This window comes from Saccharothrix sp. S26 (genome assembly GCF_021390395.1).
Classification (GTDB): Bacteria; Actinomycetota; Actinomycetes; order Mycobacteriales; family Pseudonocardiaceae; genus Actinosynnema.
In genome coordinates this window covers 147,008-173,518 of the sequence record NZ_JAJUWT010000021.1, presented here as the reverse complement: position 1 = coordinate 173,518, position 26,511 = coordinate 147,008, and the positions used below count along the sequence as shown (strand labels likewise).

Below are 26,511 nucleotides of genomic sequence, written 5' to 3'. Positions count from 1 at the left end.
CGAGCCGGGTGCGCAGCACGGCGGGAACCCGGCGCCGACCGTCCCGGCCATCACGCCTGCCCCGCCGCGGGCACCAGCAACCGCACCTCGGTCCCCGAACCCGGCGCGGAGCGCAGCGTGAGACGAGCGCCGATCAGCAAAGCGCGTTCGCGCATCCCCGTGATCCCCGCGCCCTCCACCGAGTCGCCCAACCCTCGGCCGTCGTCGTGCACGCGCAACTCGACGCCCTCCGGTGTGGTCCGCAGCACCAGGTCGACGTTGCCGGCGCGGGCGTGGCGGACGGTGTTGGTCAGGCACTCCTGGGCGACCCGGTACAGGACCAGCTCGACCTCGTCGTCCAGGCGGGGCAGGTCCTGGTCGAACTTCCGCCGCACGGTGAGGTCGGCGTGCTCGGAGATCTCCGCCGCCAACGCCTTGAGCGCGCTGATCAAGCCCAGCTCCTCCAGCACACCGGGGCGCAATCGGCGGGCGATGCGGCGGATCTCGTCGAGCGTGCTGCGAGTCGTCTCCTGCACTTGCGACAACTCCGCGCGCGCCTGTTCCGGTACGTCGTCGGCGACCCGTTTGAGGCCGAGCAGCACGGCGGTCAGCGACTGGCCCACCTCGTCGTGCAGTTCCTGCGCCACGCGACGGCGTTCGGCTTCCTGCACCGACAGGGCGCGCGCGGCGCTGAAGCCGCGTTCGGCCTCCAGCCGGTCCAGCATGGTGTTGAAGGTCCGGATCAGCTCGGTGATCTCGCCGTGGCCCTCGGCGGCCAGCCGCGGCCCGGGGCGCAGCAGGTCGATCGTCGTCATCGCGCGGGTCAGCCGCTTCAGCGGCGCCAGCCCGAACCGCAGCAGCGCCGCGTTGGCGACCAGCACCACCGCCAGGCCCGCCACCAGGATCAGCACCTCGGTGAACAGCGCCGGCGTCGACACCGTGACGGGGCCCAGCACCAACAGCGCGGTGGCCGCGCTCAGCACCGCGGCGTTGAGCAGGAAGATCCGCCCGAACAACGACACCCGCGCCCTCTCCTCTCGTCGGCGGCACCGGACACCTGCGAGGTTGGCCGGGAGGACCCCGGCTGTCCATCCGGGCTGACACCCATGTTGCACCACGTCCCACGCCACCACTCGGCGGCACGCATGAGGGTGACCACGGATGGTGGACCACCGCGGCGCGGCGGATCGTGGAAGGCGTCGGAGCACCACCTCGACCCGCGGGCACCGACGACCGCGCCGGCCGCAGGAGGCAGCATGACCCGCAGCGACCAGTCGCACCGCACCCGTGCCGGGCGGGGATCGCCCTGGCCGCTCCTCGCGTCCGCCGTCGCCCTCCTGATCGCCGGCGTCGTCACGGGCAACGGGGTGCTCGTCGCCGCCGGCGTGATCCTCGCGGGGCTCGTCGGCCTGGTCGACCGCCGCTGATCTGCATGTCGCGCCCCGGCGCGGATGGGTGCCGGCACCGATGGTCGCCTGCCCGCGCGCCCCGAAGACTGGGTCGTGACCACGGACGGCCCGCGGAGAACGGAGGCATCGCGACATGTCCGCACCGCAGCCGGCTCCGCACACCGAACGGGTTGGTGCCATGCAAGCACGCGACATCGCCATCCGCGTCCCCACGATCACCGTCGACGACCCCGTCGCCCAGGCGGTGCGGGTGATGGCGGTGAGCAGGCTGCCCGGCCTCGTCGTCGTGGACGACCGCGCGCGGCCGTGGCTGGTGCTGCCCGGCACCCAGGTGCTGCGCCTGGCCGTGCCCGGCTCCTACCAGGAGGACCCGGCGCTCGCCCGGACCATCGACGAGGACCACGCGGACCGGTTCTGGCTGGAGCCGGCCAACCGGACCGTCGGCGACTGCCTGCCCCGCCACCCCACCAAACCGGTGACGGTGCGCGCCGACGCCACCCTGCTGGAGGTCGCCGCGCTGATGGCCCGCCAGCACAGCCCGCTCGTCGCCGTGGTCGACGCCGCCGGCGCGCTCGTCGGCGCCATCACCCTCGAACGGCTGATCACCGCCCTGGTGGTGCTCGGCACCGAGGACTGACCCACCCGCGCCACCTCCCGAGGTCGCCGCCGACGTGACCACCCGTCGGCGGCGACACACCCCTCGTGACACCCCACTGCCCGGAGGTCTCCCCGGTGTGCCCCCATACCGCCGCCCATGACGTCGCCCACCGCGTCCTCGCGCTCGCCGCCGAGCCCGCCGGGCCGCCGGGGCTCGCGCCGTGAGCCCGGTCCTCGCGCTCGCGATCTTCGTGGTGGCGTTCTTCCACATCGCCACGGAGAAGGCCGACAAGGTCAAGGTGGTGCTGATCGCCGCCGGCCTGATGGCCGCGCTGGGGCTCGTGCCCGGAGCCGAGGTGTTCTTCTCCGAGCACGCCGGCATCGACTGGAACGTCATCTTCCTGCTGTTCGGCATGATGGTGATCGTCGGGATCGTCAAGCAGACCGGGGTGTTCGAGTACCTCGCCATCTGGGCGGCCAAGAAGGCCAGGGGCCGGCCGTACCGGCTGATGGTGATGCTCATGACGATCACCGCCGTCGCGTCGCCGTTCCTGGACAACGTCACCACGATCATGGTGGTCGCGCCGGTGACCGTGGTCGTCTGCAACCGGTTGCGCATCCCCGCCCAGCCCTACCTGATCGCCGAGGTGCTCGCGTCCAACATCGGCGGCGCGGCCACCCTGATCGGCGATCCGCCCAACATCATCATCGGCAGCCGGGCCGGGCTGACCTTCACCGACTTCCTCGTCCACATGGCGCCCGTCGTGGCCGTCGTGTTCGCCGGGTTCGTGCTGTTCACCAAAGTCCTGTTCCGCAAGTCCTTCCGGTACAACCCCGAGCACGTGGCCGCCGTGATGGCGTTGCAGGAGCGGCGGGCCATCACCGACCCGGCCATGCTGCGCCGCTGCCTGGTCGTGTTCACCGCCGTGGTGATCGGGTTCGGCCTGCACTCCGTGCTGCACCTCGACCCGGCGATCGTCGCCCTGGTGGGCGCGGGCGTCATGCTGCTGGTGACCCGCGCCGACGTCGGCGACGTGCTGGCCGAGGTCGAGTGGCCCACCCTGACCTTCTTCATGGGGCTGTTCGTCATGGTCGCGGGTCTGGTGCACACCGGTGTCATCGAGACCATCGGCACCTGGACCACGCAGGCGTTCGGGGACAACCACTTCGCCGCCGCGACCGCGTTGTTGTTCGGGTCGAGCGCGCTGGGCGCGTTCTTCGACAACATCCCCTACGTCGCCACCATGGCCCCCGTCGTCGAGAGCATGGTCGCCGAGATCCCGGACCCGGCCACCGGGCAGGCGCTGTGGTGGTCGTTCGCGCTGGGGGCCGACTTCGGCGGCAACGGCACGGCGGTCGCCGCCAGCGCCAACGTGGTCGCGCTCGGCATCGCCGCCCGCGCCGGCCACCCGATCACCTTCTGGCAGTTCACCCGGTACGGCATCGTCGTGACGCTGCTCAGCACCGCGGTGGCGTGGGGATACGTGTGGCTGCGCTACTTCGTGTGAGCCCGGTCCGGTGCTGCCGCCGACCCGTATGCTGGCGCACCACGGGAGGAGTCGTCGGTGAGAGGAACCGGGCAGGTGCGGGCAGCGACGGGGGTGAGCCGGTTCGGGCTCGCGCTCGTGTCGCTGCTGGTGCTGCTCGGGGTCACGGTGGCCCCGGCGCGAGGCGTCGGGATCGGGCACGCGGGGGCGCACGGCGTCGTCGCCGAGTCCGTGTCCTCCGCGCCGACGCTGCACGACGACCTCCACGACCGGCCGCGGCTGTCCGTGACGGCGGGTCACGTGCCGGCCACGACGCTGCACGAGACCTGGTGGGCGCTGTGCTCGCCCGCGACCGACGCCCGCGTCCCGCGCGGGCGCCCGCCCGTCGGCGAGGTGTCCGGCTCCGGCCTGGCCGCCACGGTCCCGACCTCGCGCTCCAGCCGCGCGCCCCCGGCGTGAGCAGGACGACCCGAGTCTGACCTGTCGGACCACGCGCTCGCGCGCATCGCGCGGCGTCGTGGCGCAGCGGCCTGCCCCGAGGCCGTTGATTCGCCTTGCTGTTCCCGTGTCGAGCTGTGTCCGGTGTCCGCCGTGCCTTCGCTGACGGCGGGCGATGACGCACGCCCCGACGCGGCCGAGTCGTGCCGGAGGGCCGATCCATGTCCGTTGGTTCTGTTGTCGTGTTGGCGTTGTTGGCGCTCGTGGTCGCGGGCGCGGCTGCCTTGATGGTGCGGATGTTCGTCAAGGACGAGCCGTTGTACGGCGCGATCGGCCTCGGGCTGCTGACCGCACCGGGCGCGGTGCTGTCGTTGGCGTACCTGAGCGTCGCCTAGCGATCGACGCCGTGGCGGGCGGGGGCGGCGGATGTAGTGTGTCCGGCGTGAACGTCGAGGTGACTCCGCTGCCCGGGATCGGGACACGTCAGGACTTCACGATCCGCACCGGCCGCAGGATCGGGGTCATCACCCACCGGGACGGCAAGGTCGAGCTGATCGTGTCCCGGCCGGACGACCCCGACACGACCGCCGCGTCGATCCCGCTCGGGCCGCAGGAGGCGGGCACGCTGGCCGGTCTGCTGGGCGCGCCGCAGTTGGTCGCGCAGCTGCGCGAGCAGCAGCGCGACGTCAGCGGCGTCACCACCCGCCAGTTGCCCGCCACGGCGTTCGCGAGCCGCGCCCTCGGGGACACGGCTCTGCGCACCCGCACCGGCGCGTCGATCGTCGCGGTGATCCGCGCCGGTGTCGTGCACCCGTCGCCCGGCCCGGAGTTCGTGTTCGACCACGGTGACCTGGCCGTGGTGGTGGGCACCGCGGCGGGGCTCGACGCGGCGGCCGGGATCCTCGCGGGCGGCTGAGCGGTCAGCGCGTCCCGACCGGCGCCGCGGCGGCACGCCTCGCGCGCACCAGGTTGACCCCGGCCAGCACGAGCCCCGGCACGATCAGCAGCAGGCCGCGCAGCCACACCGAGCCGTCGATCCGGGTGAACAGCAGCAGGCAGGACGCCAGGCCCAGCCACGGGATCACGACGGGCACCCGGAAGTGCTCCGCCTCGCCCTCGTCGCGACGCAGCACCAGCGCCGCCGCGTTGACCGCCACGAACACCACCAGCAGCAACAGCACCAGCGTCTCGGCCAGCGAGGCGACCTCGCCGGTCAGCGCCAGCACCAGCGACACCGCCGACGTGACCAGGATCGCCACCCACGGCGTCCGGCGACCCGGCAGCACCTTGGCCAGCACCGACGGCAGCAAACCGTCCCGCGCCATGCCGTAGGCCAGCCGCGAGGACATGATCCCGGTCAGCAGCGCGCCGTTGGCCACCGCCACCAGCGCGACCAGGCTGAACAGCCCTTCCGGCACGCCACCGGCCAGGCGCACCACCTCCAGCAGCGGGCCGCTGGAGGCGGCCAGCCGATCGGTCGGCACGGTGGCGCCGGCCACCACGCCGATCAGCAGGTACACCGCGCCGGCGGTGAGCAGCGCGCCGAACAAGGCGCGGGGGTAGGACCGGCGCGGCTGCTTCACCTCCTCGGCGAGGTTCACCGACGTCTCGAATCCCACGAACGAGTAGTACGCGAGCACCGCGCCCGCGAGCGTCGCGGCCACGACACCGTGCCCGCCGGTACCCACCTGGGTCAGCCGACCGAGGTCGGCGTCACCGCGCAGCACCACCCACGCGCCCAGGCCGATGATCAGCACCAGGCCGCCCACCTCGATCAGGGTGGCCACGACGTTCGCGCCCAGCGACTCCTTCACGCCGCGGATGTTGAGCAGCGCCAGCACGGCCAGGAACACCACCACGACGACCGCGGTCGGCGCCGACACCAGGGCGCGCAGGTAGTCACCCGCGAACGCCCGCGCCAACGCGCCGACCGACACCACGCCGGCGGCGAGCATGCAGAACCCGATCGCCGACCCGGCGGCCGGGCCGAACGCCTTCGTCGCGTAGTGCGCCGAGCCACCCGCTCGGGGGTACTTCGTGGCCAGCTCCGCGTACGAGCCCGCGGTGAGCGCCGCGAGCCCGAGGGCGATCAGCAGCGGCAGCCACACCGCACCGCCGGACTCGCCCGCGACCGCTCCCACCAGCACGTACACCCCCGCGCCGAGGATGTCGCCCAGGATGAAGAAGTACAGCAGGGGCGTGCTCACGGCCCGGTTCAGCGAGGTGACCATGCCGTCCATTACCCCGTCCGAGGCCGGTCGAAGCCACGCCGCCGCAGTTGCCCCGGTCGGGTCCGACACGGCGTGCCGCGAACCGTCACGAGGTCGTGCCACGCCCTACGATCCGCCCCATGATCTCCGAACCGCCGCTGCCCGCCGAGCTCCGGGCGCTGTTCGCCGAGGGGACCGACACCGGCCGCACGCTGTCGGTCCCGCTGCCGCCCGGACGTCCGGTCGTCGCCGAGGACGACCCCTCCGGGCGGCCCGCGTTCTGGCTCGGCGACGGGCCCGCGCCCGCCGGCCTGTGGCCCCGGCTGCGCGCCGAGCACGCCCGGTCGGGGCTGTGGCCGTTGCTGTTGGACTCGCTGGACGACGAGGACGACGAGTACCGGCCGTGGGGCAACGGCGAGGTGCTGCCCGACGAGATGTCCTCGCCCGACGAGCACGACCCCGAGGCGCTGCTGGCGCGCTGGTGGGCCCTCGGCACCGCGAGCGACCCGGGCGACGCGCTGGGGCCCGCCGAGCGCGCGGCGGTCACCGCCCCGTTCGGCCGCACCTGGCCGGGGCTGACCTTCGCGGCACGGCCGGGCGGCGACCCGGACCGCATCGCCGACGGCCTCGCCGAGCAGCTCGTGGCCGGTCACCCGTCGATCCGCCTCGGCCTGGTGGCGGCCGACCGCGGCGCGGACGCGGTGACGGTGGCCGGCTGGACCGGCCCGGTGAACCACACCGGGGACACCGCCGAGGTCTCGGCGGTGCTGCGCAGCTGGGAGGACCGGTTCGGCGCGCGGGTCGTCGGCCTCGGGTTCGCCACGCTCGTGCTCAGCGTCGCCGCCCCGCCGACCACGCGTGAGGGCGCGCTGGCCGTGGCCGCCGAGCACTTCGCGTTCTGCCCGGACAACGTCTGGCAGGGCCCGGCCCCGCACACGCTGGCCGCGTACGCCGACCGCCTCGTGGACGACCACTCGTGGACGTTCTGGTGGGACTGACCCGGCCGGCGGTCGGCAACGCCTGGGGGCCGCCAAGCGGGTAGGCACGGCGGGGCGTTGAACCTGGACGTAGCCGGCATCGGCACCGAACAGTCCACACCGGACTCGCGGACCGCCACGTGCTCGCGGGCTCGTGCACGCGGGTCACGGCGAAGGGCCGCGGGAACGTCCGCGGCCCTTCGCCGGCGTGTGCCCGGTCAGCGGGCGGCGTACTGCCGCGCCACCTCCGCGTCGGTCAGGGCGCGGTCCACGGCGCGGACCTCGTCGATCGAACCGTGCCAGAAGTCGACGTGCGCGCCCGCGTACTTGGCGCGGCCGACGGCCAGCGGCCCGGTGCTCACCTCGTCCGGCCCGATCGGGATGGCGGCGGCACGCACGCCGTCGACGTACAGGCGCGTCTCCCCCGCCGCCTCGTCGCGCACGCCGACCAGGTGGTACCAACGGCCCGGCTGCGGGGTGGCGGCCAGCGTGGCCCGCCTGCCGCCGGGCACGCTGAACGCCCACCGGCCCTGCCCGTACTGGAGGTAGAACGGGTTCTCCACGCGCCGGCCGTCCTGGCTGACGGCGGTGGCGTAGTTGCCGGGCAGCGAGTCCATCGTCACCCACGCCGACACCGAGTACGAGCCGGTCGTGTCCAGCACCGGTCCGGCGGTCCGGGCGTGGTCGCCGTCACCGTCGAACCGCAGGGCCTGCCCGCGCACACCGGTCGTCCACGCCGCGTCACCGTCGAGCGACACCGGGTCGGGCGCGCCGGCGGTGTCCTCACCGGTGCCGTCCAGCGACCACGAGCCCTTGCCGTCGTACGTGCGCCCGGCCGCCGCCGCGCCGGCCGCGATCACCCTCCGGTTGACCTCCCGGACCGGACCGGGGTCGACCTTGATCTCACGCCGGTCGTAGGTCCACAGGCCGTTCAGCTCGGTCTCCACGTCGGTGATCTGCGTGTAGACCGAACCGGACAGCTCCGCGCCGGCCGCGTCGAGGTAGAACGCCTCGGTGTTGGCCACGTACTTGGCGGTGAGCGCGGCCTTGTCCGCCACCCCGCTGTAGATCACGGCCGGTGCGCCGGGCCACTGGTGGCCGGGGGTGCGCAGGGTGAACCCGCCGTGCTCGCCGTCCATCGCGACGCGGGTGGCGTCCGGCCACGCCGGGTCGGTGTTGTTGTAGTCGTGGTGGTCGATCACGTCGCCCTTGCCGGAGTCTCCCTTCGACGCGCAGCAGTTGACGCCGCTGTGCGCGTTGACGACCCGGGACGGGTCCGCTGCCTTGACCGACTCGGTGATGCGCCCGGTCTCCTCCCGGTCCCACTCGCCCCAGCCCTCGTTGAACACGATCCACCCGATGATCGAGGGAGAGTCGTGCAGTTGCTCCATCGTGCGCCGGCCCTCGGTGAGGAACGCCCGCCGCCCGGTCTCGTCGGGCACGTTGACGTTCACGAAGTCCTGCCACACCAGCATGCCCAACCGGTCGGCGTGGTAGTACCAGCGGGCGGGCTCGACCTTGATGTGCTTGCGCACCGCGTTGAACCCGAGGTCCTTCTGCGCCTTGATGTCCCACGCCAACGCCTCGTCGCTGGGCGCGGTGTTCAGGCCGTCGGGCCAGAAGCCCTGGTCCAGCATGGCCAGCGAGAACACGGGTTCGCCGTTGAGGACCAGCTTCGGGAAGCCGGCCACGTTCCGCACGCCGAGGGACCGCATCCCGAAGTAGCTCTTGACCTCGTCCTTGCTCCGACCGTCCTTGAGGGACACGTCCAGGTCGTACAGGTACGGGTCGTCGGGGCTCCACAGGTGCGGGTCCGGCACCGGCAGGGTCAGGTCGGTGTTCGGCGCGCCGGTGACCGTGCCGACCCGCTTGCCCTGGCGGTCGCGGGCGGTGGCGGTGACCTTCGCGGTCGCCGACGCCGTCGAGGACGAGACGCGGACGGTGAGCGTGCCGCCGACGATGTCCGGCGTGGTCTTCACGTCGTCGATCGCCTTGTCGGGCACCGGTTCCAGCCAGACGGTCTGCCAGATGCCCGAGGACGGTGTGTAGACGATGCCGCCGGGGTTGCGCGACTGCTTGCCGATCGGCTGGTTGTCGCCGGTGGTGTCGGTGACGGCCACGATCAGCTCGTGCCGGCCGCCGCCGCGCAGGGCGTCGGTGACGTCGGCGGTGAACGCGGTGTAGCCGCCGGTGTGCTCGGCGACGAGCGTGCCGTCCACCCACACCTCGGCGTGGTGGTCGACCGCCCCGAAGTTCAGCTTGAGCCGCTCGCCGCGGCCGATCCGCCAGTCGCGCGGCACCTCGAACCGGCGGCGGTAGAACATGTGGTCCTCGTGGCGCTCCAGCCCGGACAGCTGGGACTCCACCGGGAACGGCACGGTGATCCGCTCGGGCAGGGTGCGGCCGAACGCGGGCCGCTGCCCCTCGGTGGCGGCGGAGAACTCCCACTGGCCGTTGAGGTTGAGCCACTCGTCGCGCCGCTGCTGCGGGCGCGGGTACTCCGGCAACGGGTCGTCCCGGTCGACCTTCTCACCCCATTCGGTCTTGAGCCGCTGGGTCGAGGTGTTGGTCGCGGTGCGGATGATCCGGGGCACGGTCTCGGTGCCGACGACCAGGCCGCCGTCGCCGTCGTAGGTGACGCGGACGCGTTGTGGCTTCTGGACGGTCGCGCCGAGCCGCACGACGACCTCGGCACCGTCGGCGGTGGCGGACTCGATCGGGAACGGCACGGTGTCGACCTCGACCTTGAGGTGCCCGGTCAGGTCGCCGCTCAGGTGGCGCACGGGTTGGTCGAAAGCGGCCCTCAGCGTCCGGCCGTCCGGGGTGACGGTCAGGCCGACCGGGAAGACCGGGAAGTCGGCGGGCGGGAGGAACGCCGTCTCCGGCACCGGTTGCTTGGCCAGCGTCGGCGTGGACCAGCGCAGGCGGAGGTTCGCCCCGCCGACGTCCTGGAACAGCTCCATCCGGACATCGTGCCGCTCGCCCGCGACCAGGCGGATCGGCGCGCTGTGCTGCTCGACGTCCCAGTCGCCGGTCCAGTGGTCGATGACCGGTGTGCCGTCGAGGAACAGGCGGAAGCCGTTGTCGCCGATGGCGTGGAAGGTGTAGTCGCCGGTGGCGGGGGCGGCGAGGGTGCCGGTCCAGCGGGCCGTCGTGTGCTCGGTGCGGCCGGTGAGCTGCTGGAACGTGCTGGTCAGGTCGGGGAAGTCGATGTTCGGGTCGAGGGTCGTGCCGCCGGGTTCGGCGAAGTCGCGCGCGCCGGGGGCGGACATCCGGAAGTACTCGCCCTTGAGACCGTGCGCGGGCGGTGCGGCGGCGGTCGCGGGGAGGGTGAGGACGGGGGTGAGCAGGAGTGCCACGACCAGGGCGGACAGCCGTCGGGCAGCAGGGGGCATGGAGTTCTCCTCGGGCTCGACTCTGAGACCCAGCACGACGCCGTTCATCTACCCACAGACATCAGCAAAACACAACAACAACGTGCACGATTGGGAGCGCTCTCACCGCCGGATCAACCAACCTCACACAGAGGTCCGGACCACAACCGGCCGATCCGCCCACCGCCCCCGCCGTTCGCCTGCCCTACTCGCTGCAACCCACGACAGTGCGGCACCGACGGACGCCCGACAGCGGCCTCCTCGATCGCCGACTACGACCTCCAACGCGGCCACCGCGACCAACGACGTCGCAGCTACCCATGACGAGGCGCTACGACCAACGACGCGACGGCCGCGACCAGTGATGCGGCAACCCCAACCGATACGCAGCGCTGCAACGCACAACGCACAACGACAGCACCCAACGACGCAGCCGGTGCGACCAACAACGCGGCGGCAACACCACAACGCGACGGCAGCAACCATCGATGCGACGTGAGCGACCAACCATGCGGTGACTGCGACCGATAATGCAGCGCTGCAACCCCCACCGCAGCGACAACCCTCACAACACAACGGCCGCAACCGGCGATCCGGCGGCAGCGGCCAACGGCGCGGCCATTGCGACCGAGAGCGTAGCGCTGCAATAGACAACACAGCGCGGTGGACACAACACGACGGCAGCGACCAACGACGCCGCGCCACGACCGACCATCCGGCCGCTGCGACCAGCAATGCAGCGCTGCGACCCACGACGCAGCGGCGACCACTCACAAAGCCGCAGCGGCGGCCGGTGATGCGGTAGCGCCGACCAGCGATGTGGCCGATGCGACCGCATATGCAGCGCTGCGACAGGCAACGCGGCGCGGTGACCACAACGCGACGGCAGCGACCAACGATCGGGCGGCAGCGAACAACGACGCGACCACTGCGACCGACAATGCAGCGCTGCCACCCACAACGCAGCGACAGCCACCCACAAAGCTGCGGCAGCGACCGGCGATGCGGGGCAGCGACCAACGACGCGGCCACTGCGACTAATAGTGCAGCGCTGCGACCCACGACGCAGCGGCGACCACTCACAAAGTCGCAGGGGCGGCCGATGATGCGGTGGCGCCGACCAGTCATGTGGCCGATGCGACGGATTGTGCAGCGCTGCGGCAGGCAACGCGGCGCGGCGACCAACGCGACGGCAGCGGCCAGCGATCCGGCGGCGACCAACGACGCGGCCGATGCGAGCGACAATGCAGCGCTGCCACCCACGACGCGGCGATAGCCACCCACGAAACTGGCGGCAGCGACCGGTGATGCGGTGGCGGCGGCCGGTGATGCGGTGGCGGCGAACTGTGATGTGGCCGATGCGACCGAATGTGCAGCGCTGCGGTGGGTGATGCGGTGTGGTGGCCATAACGCGGCGGAGGCCGCACGCGGCGTGACCGGTGGCGACTAGCGATGTGGGTGCTGCGACCGGCAGTGCGGCGCTGCGAGTGGCAATGCGGCGCGGTGGCCCGCGATAAGGCGGCGGTGGGGCGCTGCGGGGGCGGATCGGGGTGGTGCGGGTGGTAGGCCCGCACCGGTCCGTCGTCGATGGTCTCGGTCGATGCCCTTGGTCAGCGGCGCAGGCCGGCGCGCACCACCAGCGCGTCGTGGTCCGTGTACGTGGTCGGCTCGAGTTCCAGCGTCGGCGCAGCGAGGGTGCCGTAGGCGTGCTGGATGCCGGGGGCCTGGGTGGCGGCGGCGTCGGTCAGCGTCCACTGACCCTCCGGGGCGCACGAGGCGCGCCGGTTCACGTCGCCGGCGAAGATCGTCGGCCGGCCGCGATCGGACAGGACCTCGCTCAGCTCGGTGCACTGGATCGCGTTGGCGGTGCCGGGAGCCTCGCCGCCGGTGGACAGGTGCGTCGTGCACACGTCCACGCGGCGGGCGGTCGTGACGCACAGCCAGCGCCGCTCCTCCACACCGCTGAACACGGAGAACGGCGCGTCCTCGGCGGCGCGGATCGCCTCCTTGGTCAGCACGGCGTTGCCGAACACGCCCCGACCCTCCGGCGACTTGCACGGCAGCGGCGCGCCGCGGTAGATCACGGTGGCGAAGCGGTAGTGGTACCCGGTGCGCGCGGCGATCGAGGCCACGTCGCCGCTGCACGCCTCGTTGAGGGTGACCGCGTTGACGTCGTTGGCCCGGACGCGGGCGACCACCTCGTCCACGATCTTCGGGTACTGGGTCTTGGCGTAGCAGCCCGCGTACCCGCTGGCGCAGACGTTCATGTGCAGCAGGGAGTAGGGCGGGCGAGCGGCGGAGGCCGTGGCCGGGGACAGCAGGCCGACGGCCAGCAGGCAGCACAGCAGCGCGGCACGCAGGCGTGAAGGGGGTCGTGGGATCACAGCGCGATTGTGCTGACCGCGGCACGGAACCCGAAGGACCGGCGGCAAGAGTTCACCGCCTCGACGCCCGGGCGAACGCCCGCCGTCGAGGCGGTTACGCCTCCCGACCGTCCACCGGGGACGGTCGGCCTCAGAGCGCGGAGAAGTGCGCCGCGTCGCCGACCACCGTGGTGCTGGTGACACCATCCACGCTGACCGGGACGTCGCCCGCGATGGTGATGCGGTGCAGGCGGCGGCGCGCGTCGTCGTAGTCGGCCACGCCGTAGTGCTGGGTGGCGCGGTTGTCCCAGATCGCCACGTCACCGTCGGCCCACTGCCAGCGCACCGTGTTCTCCAACCGGGTCACGCGGTCCTGGAGCAGGCGGTAGACCGTCTGCGACTCGGCGCTCGTCAGGCCCACGATCCGCTTGACGAAGTGACCCAGCAGCAACGCCCGCTCGCCCGTCTCCGGGTGCACCCGGACCACTGGGTGCTCGGTCTCGTAGCGCTGCGACTGGAACTCGTCGCGGTAGGACTCCTCCTTCACGTCCACGCCGCCGATGCGGGTCGAGTCGACGTGCCCGGCGTAGTCGTAGACGTTGCTGTGCACGGCCCACAGCCGGTCCACCAACGCCTTCAGCGCCGGCGGCAGCTCCTCGTAGGCGCGCACCGTGTTGGCCCACACCGTGTTGCCACCGTAGGGAGGCAGCTCGACCGCGCGCAGGATGCTGATGGCGGGCACGCGGTCGACGAACGTGACGTCGGTGTGCCAGCTGTTGGCCTTGCCGTAGTCGGAGTCGATCGGCAGCACGTTGGCGTGCTCGCGGCCCTTGACGGTCGGGTGCGCCAGCGTCGGCTCGCCGAGCAGCCGGGCGAAGGCGAGCTGGCCCGCGTCGTCCAGGTGCTCCTGGCCGCGGAAGAACACCACCTTGTTGGCCAGCAGGGCGTCCCGGACGGTCGCGACGGCGCCCTCGGACAGGTCGCCGCCCAGCCGGACGCCGTCGATCCGCGCGCCGATGCCCGCGCCGAGCCGGTGGACGGTGATCGTGTCGGAAAGCTGTGCGGTCATCGCCGGTGTCCTCTCGTGAGAATGCGTTCGCACTTCACGATGGGCGGCCGCGCGGATCGCGCACAACATTGCGCGGCGGTGAATTAAGTCGTCCCAGCACGCGGACGCGGTTGACATCTTCGACGGCCGCCGGCACTTCGTTGCGCTGGGCAAAAAAGTGGCCGTTGTCCAGCTCCGCGGGCGGCCGGCTCCATGATGTGGGACGGCCGCCGGACCCGTTGACCCCGCCTGACCTGGGTGTGAGGCTCTGCCACGTGAGCCAAGCCGTCAACCTCACCTCGCGCCGGCACGTCGATCTCCGGCGGCAGGCGGGCGCGCTCTGTCGCGCCGGCCGCTGAACCCGCCCCTTTTTCCCCCGATCCGGGTGTCGTTGCCCGGTATTTCGGCCTGCCCGCTTTTTCCCAGCAAAGGATTCGCCGTGATCAGCACGCGACGGAACTTCCTCGGCCTCACCTTCCTCGGCCTGACGGCGGCCGCGGTCGGCTGCTCCACCGCGGGCGCCGGTGGCGGCGCCGAGACCAAGACGCTGCGCTACCAGGGCTGGGCGGGTGACGTGACCCTGCCCGAACTGGCCGCCGACCTCGGCTACCTCGGCGACGTGAAGCTGGAGTGGGTCGGCAACACCACCAGCGGTCCGCAGGACATCCAGTCCGCCGCCACCGGCCAGGTCGACTTCGGCGGCGCGTTCAACGGCGCGGTGGTCAAGCTCAAGGCGGCCGGCGCCCCGATCAAGTCGGTGATCGGCTACTACGGCTCCGACGAGGCGGCCTTCAGCGGCTTCTACGTGCTGGAGGGCAGCCCGGTCACCTCCGCGCGCGACCTGATCGGCAAGAAGGTCGGCATGAACACGCTGGGCGCGCACCACGAGGCCATGCTCGGCATCTACCTCAAGCGCAACGGCCTGTCGCCCGACGAGATCAAGAAGGTGGAGCCGATCGCGGTGCCGCCGGTCAACATCGAGCAGTCGGTGCGGCAGGGCCAGATCGAGGTCGGCGTGCTGGGCGGCATCCTGCGCGACAAGGCGTTGGAGAAGGGCGGGCTGCGCAAGCTGTTCTCCGACTTCGACCTGCTGGGCGCGTTCACCGCGGGCACGTACGTGTTCACCGAGAAGTTCCTCCGGGACAACCCGAACACCGTGCGCTCCTTCGTCAGCGGCGTGGCCCAGGCCATCGAGTGGAGCCGCACCACCCCGCGTGACGAGGTGGTGGCGCGCAAGGTCGACATCCTCACCAAGCGCGGGCGCAACGAGGACCCGGCCGCGCTGCGGTACTGGAGGTCCACCGGCGTCGCCGAGAAGGGCGGTCGGATCGTGGACAAGGAGTTGGCGCTGTGGGTCGACTGGCTGGCCGAGCGCGGCGAGATCACCAAGGACCAGGTGAAGCTGACCGACCTGTACACCAACGAGTTCAACGGGGTGGCGGCATGAGCGCCCACATCCGCTTCCGCGGCGTCACCAAGCGGTTCGTGGTCCGCGACCGCGCGTCGCGGCGGCACAGCGAGTTCACCGCCGTGGACGGGGTGGACCTGGACGTGGCGCGCGGTGAGTTCCTGGTCCTGGTCGGGCCCAGCGGCTGCGGCAAGTCCACGTTGCTGGACCTGCTGGGCGGGCTGACCGAGCCGAGCGAGGGCGAGGTGCTGCTGGACGGCGTCCCGATCACCGGCCCCGGCCTGGACCGGGGCGTGGTGTTCCAGCAGTACGCGCTGCTGCCGTGGCGCACCGCGCAGGGCAACGTCGAGTTCGGCCTGGAAGCGGCCGGCGTGCCGCGCCGGGAGCGGTCCGGGCGGGCCCGCGGGTTCCTGGACCTGGTGGGCCTGAGCGGGTTCGCCGACCGGCACCCGCACCAGCTCTCGGGTGGCATGCGGCAGCGCGTCGCGATCGCCCGCAGCCTGGCCTACGACCCCACCGTGCTGCTGATGGACGAGCCGTTCGCGGCGCTGGACGCGCAGACCCGCGAGTCGTTGCAGGACGAGCTGCTGCGGATCTGGCGGCGCACCGGCAAGACGGTCGTGTTCATCACGCACTCCATCGACGAGGCCGTCTACCTGGGTCAACGGGTCGCGGTGCTGACCTCGCGGCCGGGCCGGGTCAAGGAGGTCGTGCCGATCGAGCTCGGCGACCGCGCCGAGCAGGCCGACCTGCGGTCCAGCGCCGAGTTCGCCCGCTACCGGCACCGGATCTGGGAGCTGCTGCACGACGAGGTCTCCCGCGCCCAGCAACAGGAGAAGGAGGTGGCCGCGGTATGACCGCGCTGCTGGAGTCACGGCCGGCCGTGGACGAAGGGCGGCCCGCGGGCCGGGACCGGGTGAGGCGGCCGTCGGCGGTGCGACGGGTGGCCGACGCGCTGGTCACGGCGGCCGGCAAGGTCGCGGCGATCGTGGTGCTGCTGGCGGTGTGGGAGACCGCGCCCCGGCTGGGCCTGGTCGACGCCACGTTCCTGCCGCCGTTCTCGACCGTGCTCGACGCGTGGTGGCGGCTGGCCGCCAACGGCCAACTGCTGGACAACACCGGGGCGAGCCTGGCCCGGTCGCTGTCCGGGTTCGGCCTGGCGGTGGCGGTGGCCGTGCCGCTCGGCCTGCTGATCGGCTGGTACAAGCCGGTGGCGACGCTGCTCGGGCCGCTGCTGGAGGTGTTCCGCAACACCGCGGCGCTGGCGTTGCTGCCGGTGTTCGTGCTGCTGCTCGGCATCGGCGAGACGTCGAAGATCGCGATCGTGTTCTACGCCTGCACCTGGCCGATCCTGCTGAACACGATCAGCGCGGTGCGCGGTGTCGACCCCACCCTGCTGCGGCTGGCCCGGTCGGTGGACCTGTCCGGGTTCCGGCTGTTCCAGAAGGTGATCCTGCCCGCCGCCGTGCCCACGGTGTTCACCGGCATCCGGTTGGCGGGCGCGGTGTCGATCCTGGTGCTGGTGGCGGCGGAGATGGTGGGAGCCAAGGCCGGGCTCGGTTACCTGATCAACGCCTCGCAGTTCAACTTCGCGATCCCCCAGATGTACGCGGGGATCATCACGATCTCGGCCATCGGCGTGGTGTTCAACCAGGTGCTCGTCGCCCTGGAGCGCCGGTTCACGTCCTGGCGCGTCCCTGTCGGTTCCTGATCCCCCCTCGGTACGGAAGGAGCATCGCATGACGCTCGAACTCGACGCGGACGTGCTGGTCGTCGGCGGTGGGCCCGCCGCGACGTGGGCCGCGCTCAAGGCCGCCGAGGACGGTGCTTCGGTGGTGCTGGCGGACAAGGGGTACTGCGGCACCAGCGGTGCGACGGCGTCCGGCGGCACCGGCGTGTGGTACGTGCCGCCGGAGCCCGAGTCCCGCGAGAAGGCCATGGCGAGCCGGGAAGGCCTGGGCGGCTACCTCGCCGACCGGCGCTGGATGGCCCGGGTGCTGGACGAGACCTACGACCGGGTCAACGAGCTGGCCGAGGTGGCGCGCTACCCGTTCCCGGTCGGCCCGGACGGCGCGCCGCTGCGCAACGGCCTGCAAGGGCCGGAGTACATGCGGCGGCAGCGCATCCGGGTGCGGCGGGCCGGTGTCCGCATCCTCGACCACAGCCCCGTCACGGAGTTGCTCACGACGGAGGACGGCGTGGTCGCGGGCGCGGCGGGCCACCAGCGGCAGGCCGACCGGGCGTTCCGGGTGCGGTCGGGTGCGGTGGTGCTGGCCACCGGCGGCTGCGCGTTCCTCAGCAAGGCGCTGGGGTGCGACGTCAACACCGGTGACGGCGCGCTGTTCGCCGCCGAGGTCGGGGCGGAGCTGTCCGGCATGGAGTTCTCCAACGCCTACGGCATCGCGCCGGAGCACACGTCGGTCACCAAGACCGCGTTCTACAACTACGCCACGTTCTACCGGGCGGACGGCTCGGTGCTCGACGGCGCGGGCAGCCAACGCGGCCGGTCGGTGATCGCGCGGACGTTGTTGGCCTCGGAGAAGGTGTTCTGCAAGCTCGACCGGGCCGACGAGGCGGCCCGCAAGGCGATGCGGTTGGCGCAGCCGAACTTCTTCCTGACCTTCGACCGGCTGGGCGTCGACCCGTTCACCCAGCCGTTCGCGGTGACCCTGCTGGCCGAGGGCACGGTGCGCGGCACCGGCGGCATCCGGATCGTCGACGACGGCTGCGCGACCACCGTGCCGGGCCTGTACGCGGCCGGTGACGCGGCGACCAGGGAGCTGATCTGCGGCGGGTTCACCGGCGGCGGCAGCCACAACGCGGCGTGGGCGATGTCGTCCGGGTCGTGGTCGGGGCGGGCGGCGGCGCGGTTCGCCCGCGCCCTCGGCCCGTCGGCCGCACAGCGCCCGGTCCGGGCCGCCGGTGGCGCCGGGCTGCGCCCGACCGGCGCCACGTCGTCGGTGTCGGCGGCGGAGGTCGTGAGCGCGGTGCAGGCCGAGGTGCTGCCGTACGACAAGAACTACCTGCGGCACGGTGACGTGCTGCGCACGGCGTTGGGCCGGCTCGACGGCACGTGGTCGGCGGTGCGCTCCGGCCTGCGCGCGGAGGGCGCGGAGCTGGTGCGGGCGCGCCAAGCCGCGGCGATGGTGGCGCACGCGCGGTGGATGTACACCTCGGCGTTGGCGCGCAGCGAGAGCCGCGGCATGGCCAAGCGGCTCGACTTCCCCGACCTGGACCCCGCCCAGCACTTCCGGATCACCTCCGGCGGCCTGGACGAGGTCTGGGCCCGCCCGCAGGAGGTGGCGGCGTGATCGAGCTGGTGTCCGCCGCGCGGTGCGTCACCTGCGACAAGTGCGTCGCGGTGTGCCCCACCAACGTGTTCGACCGCGGCCCCGACGGCGTGCCGGTGATCAGCAGGCAGCAGGACTGCCAGACCTGCTTCCAGTGCGAGGCCAACTGCCCGACCGACGCGTTGTTCGTCGCGCCGCAGACCCACCCGCTGCCCGCGGAGTCGTTCGCGCACGACGAGGAGCACCTGCGGCGGACCGGGCTGCTCGGCAGCTACCGCCGCGACATCGGGTGGGGCCGCGGGCGCACGCCGGGCGCGGCACGGGCGGTGGGCCCCGCGCTGTCCCCGTCCGGCCCGCCGCTGATCTCGTGAACCCCGGCGTCACGGGTCGCGGCACGGCCGCGGCGGCGGTGCTGGGCGCGGTGCTGCGGCACGGGCCGGTCGCGCGCACCACCATCGCGAGGCTGACCGGGCTGAGCCCGGCGGCGGTGACCCGCAACTGCGCCGCGCTCGCCGGCCTCGGCCTGCTGACCGAGGTGGCCGGGCCGCTGCCGTACCGGGGCGTGGGCCGCCCGCACACGCCGGTGGACGTGGAGACCGGCCGCCACCTGGTGGCCGGCATCCACGTCGCGCACGAGCACTGCACGCTGGCGTTGCTGGACCTGCGCGGCCGGGTCCGGGCCAGGCTGAAGGTGCCGCACCGGGACCCGGACGACCACGAGGAGGTGCTGGCCACCGCCGCCGACCGCCTGGTGCGGCTGCACGCCGAGCACCTGCCCGGGCACGTGCCGCTGGGCTTGGGCGTGGCCGCCGGCGGGTGGGTCGACACCGAGGCGGGCGTGCTGGTCGAGCACGCCTCGCTGGGCTGGCGGGACGTGCCCGTGCGCGACCTGCTCGCGGCGCGGACCGGGCTGCCGGTGCTGGTGGACAGCCACGCGCGGGCGCTGGCGCGGGCCGAGCAGCTGTTCGGCGCGGCGGGCCACCACGAGTCGCTGGTGCACCTGTTCGTCGGCAACGTGGTGGACGCGGCGATCATCACCGGCGGCGGCGCGCACCGCGGCACGCGGTCGGCGGCCGGCGGTGTCGCGCACCTGGCGCTGGGCGACCCGGCGATCGAGTGCCCGTGCGGCCGCAACGGGTGCCTGGAAGCCACCGTCTCCGACCGCGCGTGGGCGTGGCGCGCCTACGAGGCGGGCGTGATCGCGCGGCCGTCGATCGCGGACCTCGGTGACGCCGCGGTCGCCGGTGACCCCGCGGCCACCGCGCTGCTCGTCGACCGCGCCCGGATCGTCGCCCGCGCCGCCGCGCTGCTGTTCGACATCGTCAACCCCGACGTCGTCGTCGTCACCGAGCTGGGCGTGATCCGGCTGCCCGAGTGCGCCGACGCGGTGCGGGCCGAGGTCGCCGCGACCTCGCGCGCGTGCCCGTCGCCGTCGGCCGTGCTGCCGAGCAGCTTCGGCCGGGACGTGCTCGGCGTGGCGGCCGGGTCCGTGCAGCTCGACGCGATCTACGCCGACCCGCTCGACATCCGCAACCCGATCCGATTGGGAGTGTAGAAGTTGTCCGCACGCGAGCTCCACCTCAACGCGTTCCTCATGGGCGTCGGCCACCACGAGGCCGCCTGGCGGCACCCCCGCACCGACCCGCGCGCCCTCGACGACGTGGCGCACTTCCAGCACCTCGCGCGGATCGCCGAGCGCGGCACGTTCGACTCGGTGTTCCTCGCCGACGGCGTGCAGATCTGGGGCGACGTGCGGCACACCGCGGCCAACCGGTTCGAGCCGATCACGCTGCTGACCGCGATCTCGCAGGCCACCGAGCGCATCGGGCTGATCGCGACCGCGTCGACCGGGTTCAGCGAGCCGTACAACCTGGCCCGGCTGTTCTCCTCGCTCGACCACATCAGCGGCGGGCGGGCCGGGTGGAACATCGTGACCACCGCGGGCGACCGGGCGGCGCAGAACTTCAACCGCGACGTCAACGCCGAGCACGCCGAGCGCTACCGGCGCGCCGACGAGTTCCTGGACGTGGTCACGGCGCTGTGGGACTCGTGGGAGGACGACGCGCTGGTCGTGGACCGCGAGTCCGGCGTGTTCGCCGAGGACGCCAAGGTGCACGAGATCAACCACAAGGGCCGGTTCTTCTCGGTGCGCGGGCCGTTGAACGCGGTGCGCAGCCCGCAGGGGCACCCGCTGCTGGTGCAGGCCGGGTCGAGCGAGGACGGCCGGGAGTTCGCGTCGACCTGGGCCGAGGCGGTGTTCACCGCCCACCAGACGCACGGCGACGCGGCCGCGTTCTACGCCGACCTCAAGCGCCGCGTCACGGCGAGGGGACGTGACGCGGACGGCGTGAAGGTGCTGCCCGGGATCGTGCCGGTGCTCGGCGGCACCGAGGCGCAGGCGCGGGCGCTGGCCGAGGAGCTGGACGGGCTGATCATCCCGGCGCGGGCGGTGCGGCAGCTGGCCGAGCTGATCGGCGTCGACCTGACCGACCACCCGCTGGACGAGCGGCTGCCGGAGTTCCCGCCAGTGAGCCGCGTCAACGGCGCGAAGAGCCGGTTCGAGCTGGTGCGCGACCTGGCGCAGCGGGAGCGGCTGACGTTGCGCCAACTGCTCGCCCGCCTCGGCGGCGGGCGCGGGCACCAGGTCGTGGCCGGCACGCCCGAGCAGATCGCCGACCACATCGAGCTGTGGTTCACCACGGGCGCGGCGGACGGCTTCAACGTGATGGGGCCCCTGCTGCCGTCGGGACTGGAGGACTTCGTGGACCACGTGGTGCCGCTGCTGCGGGCCCGCGGCCTGTTCCGCACCGAGTACACCGGCCACACGTTGCGCGAGCACTACGGCCTGCCGCGCCCGGTCAGCCGGTACGCCGAGCCGGCGGTGGTCTGACCTCCTTCGCGCCGGCCGGGCCGCTGTCGGCCGTCCGGCCGGCGTGATCAGAATTGTCGGTGGTGGCCGATAACGTTCCCCCGAGTCGATCGAGCGGGTCGGGGAGAGGGAGCGAACGCATGTCTGCCACCACGTACTTGGAGCTGTCCGAAGCGGGCGGTGGGGCGCACAAGTTCTACGAGGTGCGCGTCGACGGCACGGAGGTCACCATCGCCTACGGGCGCATCGGGGAGCAGGGGCAGGTCCGCACCGCGAGCTTCGCCGACCACGCCAAGGCCGTGAAGGCGGCCGAGAAGAAGATCGGCGAGAAGGTGCGCAAGGGCTACGCGCCCGCCGTCAAGGGGGTGCGGCAGGCCAGGCCGGTGAGCAGGCGGCAGATCGTCAGCACCCGGTCGACGGCGCACCAGGCGCCGGTGCTGTGGCGGTTCGCGTCCGGCGCGCCCGCGTTCGGCATCTACGTCGGTGAGGACCAGGCGTGGGTCGGCAACGAGCACGGCGACATCTACACCCTCACCCACGACGGCCGCGTGACCGGGCGGTTCGGCCTGCCCGACGCGGTCAAGTGCATCGTGGCCGACGACTTCTGGATCTACGCCGGGTGCGACGACGGCCGCGTCTACGACCTGGGGGCGAAGGTGCCCCGGGTGGCCTACGAGATCGCCGAGGACGTCGACATCTACTGGCTCGACATCCACGACGGCGTGCTGGGCGTGTCCGACCGGCAGGGCCGGGTGACCGTGGTGGACCACGAGGACGAGTTCCAGTGGTCCCGGCCGGCCACCGGTGACAGCGCCTGGATGGTCCGCTGCGCGGGCGAGGGCGTCTTCCACGGGCACTCGCGGGGCGTCACGCACTACACCGACCGCGGCGAGCAGGTCTGGCACAGCGAGACCCTGGGGCAGGTGCTGTTCGGCTGGCAGGAGCGCACCGAGGTGTTCGCCGGCACCAGCCGCGGCTACGTGCAGCGCATCCGCAAGTCCGACGGCGCGAAGCTGGCCGACTACCGCTGCGACGCGCCGGTGTTCTCGTGCGCGACCTCGCCCGACGGTGAGCTGGTGTTCGCGGGCGACAACCAGTCCTCGGTCTACTGCTTCGCCGCCGACGGCACCAGGCTGTGGAAGCTCGCCACGGGCTGCGGCTCGGCCTACTCCATGCAGTACCGCGACGAACGGCTCTACCTGGTGACCACGGACGGCTCGCTGGCGTGCCTCGACGCGAGCCCGGCCGCCGTGCACGCCGCCGAACAGGGCCAACTGCCGCCGCGCCAGGACATCAAGGCGGGCTCCATCGCCCGCGTCGAGGCCACCGCCGAGGTCGAGGTGATCTCCCAGGTCGCGCCGGGCGAAGGCGTCGTCGTCGAGTGCGTCCAAGAGGGCGGCCGCGTACGGGTCCACGTGGTGTCCGACGGCTACGACCGCACGTGGGGCGTGCAGTTCCCCAAGAACATCCGCGTGCCCGGGGCGCGCTACCTGGTCAGTGAGGTCCTCACCTCCGCGAACGGCTCGTTCTACCGCACGCGCGGCGAAATCAAGCGCCTGCGCTGAACCTTCGTGCCGCACACACGGCGACACCTCGGCACGGGCCACCGGTGACGCGTTCGGCGGGGCCAGGGAACCGGCTGGCGGTCCAGGTGATCGCACCCGGTATACGAACGACCACCACCGCACATGGGGCGACAGCAAGCACCTGCACCGAACCCCCATACCCCACACGGCGACACCTCGACTCAAGCGACCGGGCACCGGTCACGCCTTCGGCGATAACCGGAGAACCGGCTGTCGATCCGGATCCATCTCATCCGGTGCCGAACGACCACCACCGCACATGGGGCGACAGCAAGCACCTGCACCGAACCCCCGTACCCCACACGGCGACACCTCGACCCAAGCGACCGGGCGCGCCGGTCGTCGGCTTGATCTCATCGGCGGCACAGGCGACAGAGGCACCTGCTGGTGCGCTCGAATGTGCGGGAAGAGCGCCAGGTCGGCACCGACCGCGAACGGCCGACGGCACTCCGCCCGTGCGGGTTGCTTGGCCAGAGCGCAAAACCGGTGGCGGTGGTGCGCGATGATGGTGTCGATGTCCATCCAGTTGGCGTTCGGGGTGACGGCCGGGGCGGGGTTGCGTTGTTGGCTTCCCGCACCCGGTGATGGTGATATGCCCGCGGCCGCGGAGGATCGGGTTGGTTCGCACCCGCCGGGGTCGCCGGTCGCGGTCGGGCCGGTGGATGCCGAGCCCGAGGTGGTGCGGGAGGCGGGCAGGCAGCTCGCGCGGCTGGTGCGGGACGGGGTCGAGGCGGCCGGGGCCGGGGTCGGGCTCGGTGGCGGCTTCACGTCGGCGAGGTTGGCCGGGGCGCACGGTGACCGGCGGGACGCGGTGCTGGCTGCCGTGCAGGTCCTTGGGGTCGAGGGCGCGCACCGATTGGGTGACCGGAGCGCCGTGCTGGTGGCGTTGTTCGGGCCGGCGGCGACCAAGCGGGTCGGTGCGGCCGCGCACGCGGCGGTGGCCGACCGGCGGTGGGGCGCGCTGCGGTTGGCCTCGGCGGCGTCGGACCTCCTGGGACCCGAACAGGTGGAGCGCGTGCTGGAACTGCGCGCACCGGACGGCATCGACCCGTTCCCGCGCGGCGCGGCGTCGACGTTGGCCGGTCACCTGGCCCGCGTGCTGGCGGTGTACCCGCGGCCCCGGCGGCTGGCGCTGGTCGTCAGCCTGTGGGACCACGTGTGCGAACTGCTGGTCGAACGGCGGCGCGTGGCACGGCGGGCCGCGACGCAGACGCGTGCCGAGCGGATCCCCAAGCTCCAGGCCCGCCACCGCGAGCACTTCGACGAACCGGTCGTGCGGCAGATGTCCCGGGCGATCGGCGAGAACCCGACGCCGGCCGCCGCCGCGCGCTGGCGACCACCCGTGTGGTGGTCCGCGCTGGAGCTCACCCGCCTGCTGCACGACGCCATCGCGGCGACCGCGCTGCTGAGGTTCGCCAAGACCACGTCCGACGAAGGTCTCGCCGTCGCCGTCGAGAAGCACCGCGGTGAACTCGTCGCGGCCGACGCCTGCCTCACGGAGGAAGACCGGGCCGCGGCCGCCCGCCGCCGCGAGGGCGACTACAGCCACCCGGCGCGACCGGGCTGCTACGTCCACCACCTGGTCCAGGCCCTCGCTCCCGACCGGACGATCACCGCCAGGACCGAGGCCCGGGTGAAGACGCGCCTGGCCATGGCGCGCAACTACGGCGTGGTCGTCTTGCGGGCCGTCACCGACCTGCTCGCCGACCTGGACGGCCGACCGCTGTACGAGTGCTGGGACGCGTGCCAACCCTGGCGGGTGCCCGAGCTGCACCGGTGGCGGGCCGCGGCGGGGTTCTCCCGGTCACCGGGCGGTTGGGAACAGCCGCCGCTGGCCGACGCGAGCGCCGACGGTCCGACGCGCACGTTGGCGCAACGGATCGCCGCGGGCGCGGCGGACGACGACCCGGCCTCGGTGGAAGCGCCGCACGACCTGCTCTGGTTCGCCGACCTCGCCGACGCCCTGGCGCCCTTCCACGGCAACGAACGCGCCGAGGTCGTGCACGAACGGCTCATGCCCGAGCTGCGGTACGACACGCCGCACGACGAGCCGGGCGGGCCACGGGCCGACTCCGTGCCGCTCGCGGCGGCCGGGGTCGCGCAACTGGTCATGTTCGGTGCCACGCCGCCGCCCCGCTGCGGCAGTTGGGCGGAGCTGGCCGCGCGGGTCGGCGCGGACGCGGTGGTCTCCGAAGCGAGCGTCGGCGCGTTCCCGATCCCGCCGGAACTGTCTACTGTGGATGGTCAGGTGATCGCCGGCACGCGGCTGGCCGTGGAACTGGGCCGTGATCCGCGGCAGTTGGCCGAGTGGTCGGCGTACATGGGCAACTGCATCGGCGAGTCGTGGTACGCCGACCGGGCGCGCAAGGGCCAGTGCGTGCTGATGGCGTTGCGCGACCCGACCGACGGCCGCATCGTCGCCAACCTCGACGTGCGGCGGAGCACCGGCGGATGGCACGTCCACGAGCTGCGGGCGCGGTTCAACGACGACGTCACGCCGGCGTTGGAGCAGCGGATCAAGCAGTGGGTCGACCGCATCCCGCCGCCCGCGCCGCCGACACCCGAGCCCCTGGTGGCGGTGCCGCCGGTCCGGGCTGGTTCGGCCCGCCGTTCCGCCGCGGCACGCCTGCCCGCCACGCTCACGGCAGCCCTGGCCGCGGCCGTGGAGCGGGAGCTGGCCTCGCCGCCGGTCCGTTCCGCGCGCCGCGCCTACGCCACGCTCGCGCGCGGGCTCGGACGACCGGGGCAGCCCGCCGACTTCGAGCCGGACGCGGCGGTGGTCGCGTTGAAGCGCATCGGCCCGGGCGAGCACGTGGCGCTGCTCCGCGCGGCTCTGGACGGCGGACTCGGCGCGACGGCCCTGTGGCAGGCGACCCGCGTCCGCCCGCTCGCCGCCGCGGTGGCCCGCCTCGATCCCGCACTCCGCGACCACGGCCGCCTCGGGTCGCTCACCGACGGCTCACCGCTGCCTCGCACGCTGCGGGCGCTCGTGCGCCGCCCGGAGGTCGCGCCGGCCCACGCCATGGACGTGGTGGCCCGAGCGGTCCGCCTGGCCATGGGCCACCTGCTTGACGACGACGTGCTGGCACGATCGGTGGCACACCACCCCTCGACCGAACTGGTGTGCGCCCTGGCGATCGCCACCACGTGCACCGAGAAGTCCACAAAGGACGCGACCGTGCGCGTGGTCGCGCCGCGCGAGACGGCGGTTCCCGGCTTCCCCGCCGGCGACCTGTCCGACGAGCACGGGCCGTGGCGGCAGGCGCTGGACGCCGCGGCCGACCTGGGCGCGCCCGTGGAGCTGTTCCCCGACCGCGTCGCCGAACGCGGCCTGCTCGTCCCGGCGGCACTGCTGGGGTCGGGCGGCTGGCCGGTGCTCTGGCAACGCGCGCACCGCTGAACCGAATCCCCCGGCCGGGGTGGCACGACACCCGGTCGAGCCAGGATCATGGCGGTCGACGTGCTGGGGGCGGGTG

The 26,511-nt window shown here is 72.9% G+C and carries 22 protein-coding genes; 17 read left to right on the top strand and 5 right to left on the bottom strand.

Annotation, left to right across the window (positions count from 1 at the left end):
- Positions 1-50: 50 nt before the first annotated feature.
- Positions 51-1,001 (bottom strand): sensor histidine kinase, encoded by a 951-nt coding sequence (locus LZG04_RS30405; RefSeq protein ID WP_233823368.1) that lies wholly within the window; start codon positions 999-1,001, stop codon positions 51-53.
- 234 nt (positions 1,002-1,235) lie between these two features.
- Here LZG04_RS30405 and LZG04_RS30400 point away from each other — a divergent pair, with 234 nt between their 5' ends.
- The 6 genes from LZG04_RS30400 to LZG04_RS30375 all read left to right on the top strand — a co-directional run bounded on the left by LZG04_RS30400 (position 1,236) and on the right by LZG04_RS30375 (position 4,826).
- Positions 1,236-1,406 carry a hypothetical protein gene (locus LZG04_RS30400; protein WP_233823366.1) on the top strand — a complete coding sequence of 57 codons (171 nt, stop codon included), beginning with the start codon at positions 1,236-1,238 and terminating at the stop codon, positions 1,404-1,406.
- 160 nt (positions 1,407-1,566) lie between these two features.
- On the top strand, positions 1,567-2,025 hold the full coding sequence (locus tag LZG04_RS30395; protein ID WP_233823364.1) for a CBS domain-containing protein: 459 nt from the start codon (positions 1,567-1,569) through the stop codon (positions 2,023-2,025).
- A 181-nt stretch (positions 2,026-2,206) separates the two neighbouring features.
- Complete coding sequence (locus LZG04_RS30390; RefSeq protein WP_233823362.1) at positions 2,207-3,493, top strand: SLC13 family permease; 1,287 nt, start codon at positions 2,207-2,209, stop codon at positions 3,491-3,493.
- Between the two features lie 57 nt (positions 3,494-3,550).
- Complete coding sequence (locus tag LZG04_RS30385) at positions 3,551-3,931, top strand: hypothetical protein (protein ID WP_233823360.1); 381 nt, start codon at positions 3,551-3,553, stop codon at positions 3,929-3,931.
- Between the two features lie 200 nt (positions 3,932-4,131).
- Positions 4,132-4,305, top strand: coding sequence for a hypothetical protein (locus LZG04_RS30380; protein WP_233823358.1), 174 nt, complete (start codon positions 4,132-4,134; stop codon positions 4,303-4,305).
- Between the two features lie 47 nt (positions 4,306-4,352).
- Entirely contained in the window at positions 4,353-4,826 is a 474-nt protein-coding gene (locus LZG04_RS30375) for a TrkA C-terminal domain-containing protein (protein WP_233823356.1), read from the top strand.
- Positions 4,827-4,830: 4 nt separating this feature from the next.
- On the opposite strand, the gene LZG04_RS30370 is transcribed toward LZG04_RS30375, so the two are convergent.
- The gene (locus LZG04_RS30370; RefSeq protein ID WP_233823354.1) at positions 4,831-6,141 is read right to left on the bottom strand and encodes an APC family permease; all 1,311 of its coding nucleotides are present in this window, start codon (positions 6,139-6,141) and stop codon (positions 4,831-4,833) included.
- Between the two features lie 119 nt (positions 6,142-6,260).
- Here LZG04_RS30370 and LZG04_RS30365 point away from each other — a divergent pair, with 119 nt between their 5' ends.
- Positions 6,261-7,118 carry a DUF4253 domain-containing protein gene (locus LZG04_RS30365; protein ID WP_233823352.1) on the top strand — a complete coding sequence of 286 codons (858 nt, stop codon included), beginning with the start codon at positions 6,261-6,263 and terminating at the stop codon, positions 7,116-7,118.
- 197 nt (positions 7,119-7,315) lie between these two features.
- Here the strand turns inward: LZG04_RS30365 and LZG04_RS30360 are convergent, their stop codons facing one another.
- The 3 genes from LZG04_RS30360 to LZG04_RS30350 all read right to left on the bottom strand — a co-directional run bounded on the left by LZG04_RS30360 (position 7,316) and on the right by LZG04_RS30350 (position 13,903).
- Entirely contained in the window at positions 7,316-10,492 is a 3,177-nt protein-coding gene (locus tag LZG04_RS30360; protein WP_233823350.1) for a LamG-like jellyroll fold domain-containing protein, read from the bottom strand.
- Between the two features lie 1,589 nt (positions 10,493-12,081).
- Positions 12,082-12,855 carry an endonuclease/exonuclease/phosphatase family protein gene (locus LZG04_RS30355; RefSeq protein ID WP_233823348.1) on the bottom strand — a complete coding sequence of 258 codons (774 nt, stop codon included), beginning with the start codon at positions 12,853-12,855 and terminating at the stop codon, positions 12,082-12,084.
- A gap of 130 nt (positions 12,856-12,985) precedes the next feature.
- Positions 12,986-13,903 (bottom strand): TauD/TfdA family dioxygenase, encoded by a 918-nt coding sequence (locus LZG04_RS30350; RefSeq protein WP_233823346.1) that lies wholly within the window; start codon positions 13,901-13,903, stop codon positions 12,986-12,988.
- On the opposite strand from LZG04_RS30350, the gene LZG04_RS43150 reads away from it, so the two are divergent.
- The 10 genes from LZG04_RS43150 to LZG04_RS42735 all read left to right on the top strand — a co-directional run bounded on the left by LZG04_RS43150 (position 13,894) and on the right by LZG04_RS42735 (position 26,435).
- Positions 13,894-14,241 (top strand): putative leader peptide, encoded by a 348-nt coding sequence (locus tag LZG04_RS43150; protein WP_374202921.1) that lies wholly within the window; start codon positions 13,894-13,896, stop codon positions 14,239-14,241. The genes LZG04_RS30350 and LZG04_RS43150 overlap by 10 nt on opposite strands.
- A gap of 80 nt (positions 14,242-14,321) precedes the next feature.
- Positions 14,322-15,329 carry an ABC transporter substrate-binding protein gene (locus tag LZG04_RS30345; RefSeq protein WP_233823344.1) on the top strand — a complete coding sequence of 336 codons (1,008 nt, stop codon included), beginning with the start codon at positions 14,322-14,324 and terminating at the stop codon, positions 15,327-15,329.
- Positions 15,326-16,147, top strand: coding sequence for an ABC transporter ATP-binding protein (locus LZG04_RS30340; RefSeq protein ID WP_233823342.1), 822 nt, complete (start codon positions 15,326-15,328; stop codon positions 16,145-16,147). Before LZG04_RS30345 ends, LZG04_RS30340 begins: the two co-directional genes overlap by 4 nt.
- A complete protein-coding gene (locus LZG04_RS30335) occupies positions 16,144-17,001 on the top strand; it encodes an ABC transporter permease (RefSeq protein WP_233823340.1) in 858 nt (285 codons plus the stop codon). Before LZG04_RS30340 ends, LZG04_RS30335 begins: the two co-directional genes overlap by 4 nt.
- 28 nt (positions 17,002-17,029) lie before the next feature.
- Positions 17,030-18,601, top strand: a complete 1,572-nt coding sequence (locus LZG04_RS30330) for an FAD-binding protein (protein ID WP_233823338.1) — start codon at positions 17,030-17,032, stop codon at positions 18,599-18,601.
- Positions 18,598-18,951 (top strand): ferredoxin family protein, encoded by a 354-nt coding sequence (locus LZG04_RS30325; protein WP_233823336.1) that lies wholly within the window; start codon positions 18,598-18,600, stop codon positions 18,949-18,951. The genes LZG04_RS30330 and LZG04_RS30325 overlap by 4 nt, the downstream gene beginning before the upstream one ends.
- Complete coding sequence (locus tag LZG04_RS30320; protein WP_233823334.1) at positions 18,948-20,135, top strand: ROK family protein; 1,188 nt, start codon at positions 18,948-18,950, stop codon at positions 20,133-20,135. The genes LZG04_RS30325 and LZG04_RS30320 overlap by 4 nt, the downstream gene beginning before the upstream one ends.
- A 3-nt stretch (positions 20,136-20,138) precedes the next feature.
- A complete protein-coding gene (locus LZG04_RS30315; RefSeq protein WP_267938341.1) occupies positions 20,139-21,470 on the top strand; it encodes an LLM class flavin-dependent oxidoreductase in 1,332 nt (443 codons plus the stop codon).
- A 119-nt stretch (positions 21,471-21,589) separates the two neighbouring features.
- The gene (locus tag LZG04_RS30310; RefSeq protein WP_233823332.1) at positions 21,590-23,014 is read left to right on the top strand and encodes a WGR domain-containing protein; all 1,425 of its coding nucleotides are present in this window, start codon (positions 21,590-21,592) and stop codon (positions 23,012-23,014) included.
- Between the two features lie 679 nt (positions 23,015-23,693).
- Entirely contained in the window at positions 23,694-26,435 is a 2,742-nt protein-coding gene (locus tag LZG04_RS42735; RefSeq protein ID WP_233823330.1) for a hypothetical protein, read from the top strand.
- Positions 26,436-26,511: the final 76 nt, after the last annotated feature.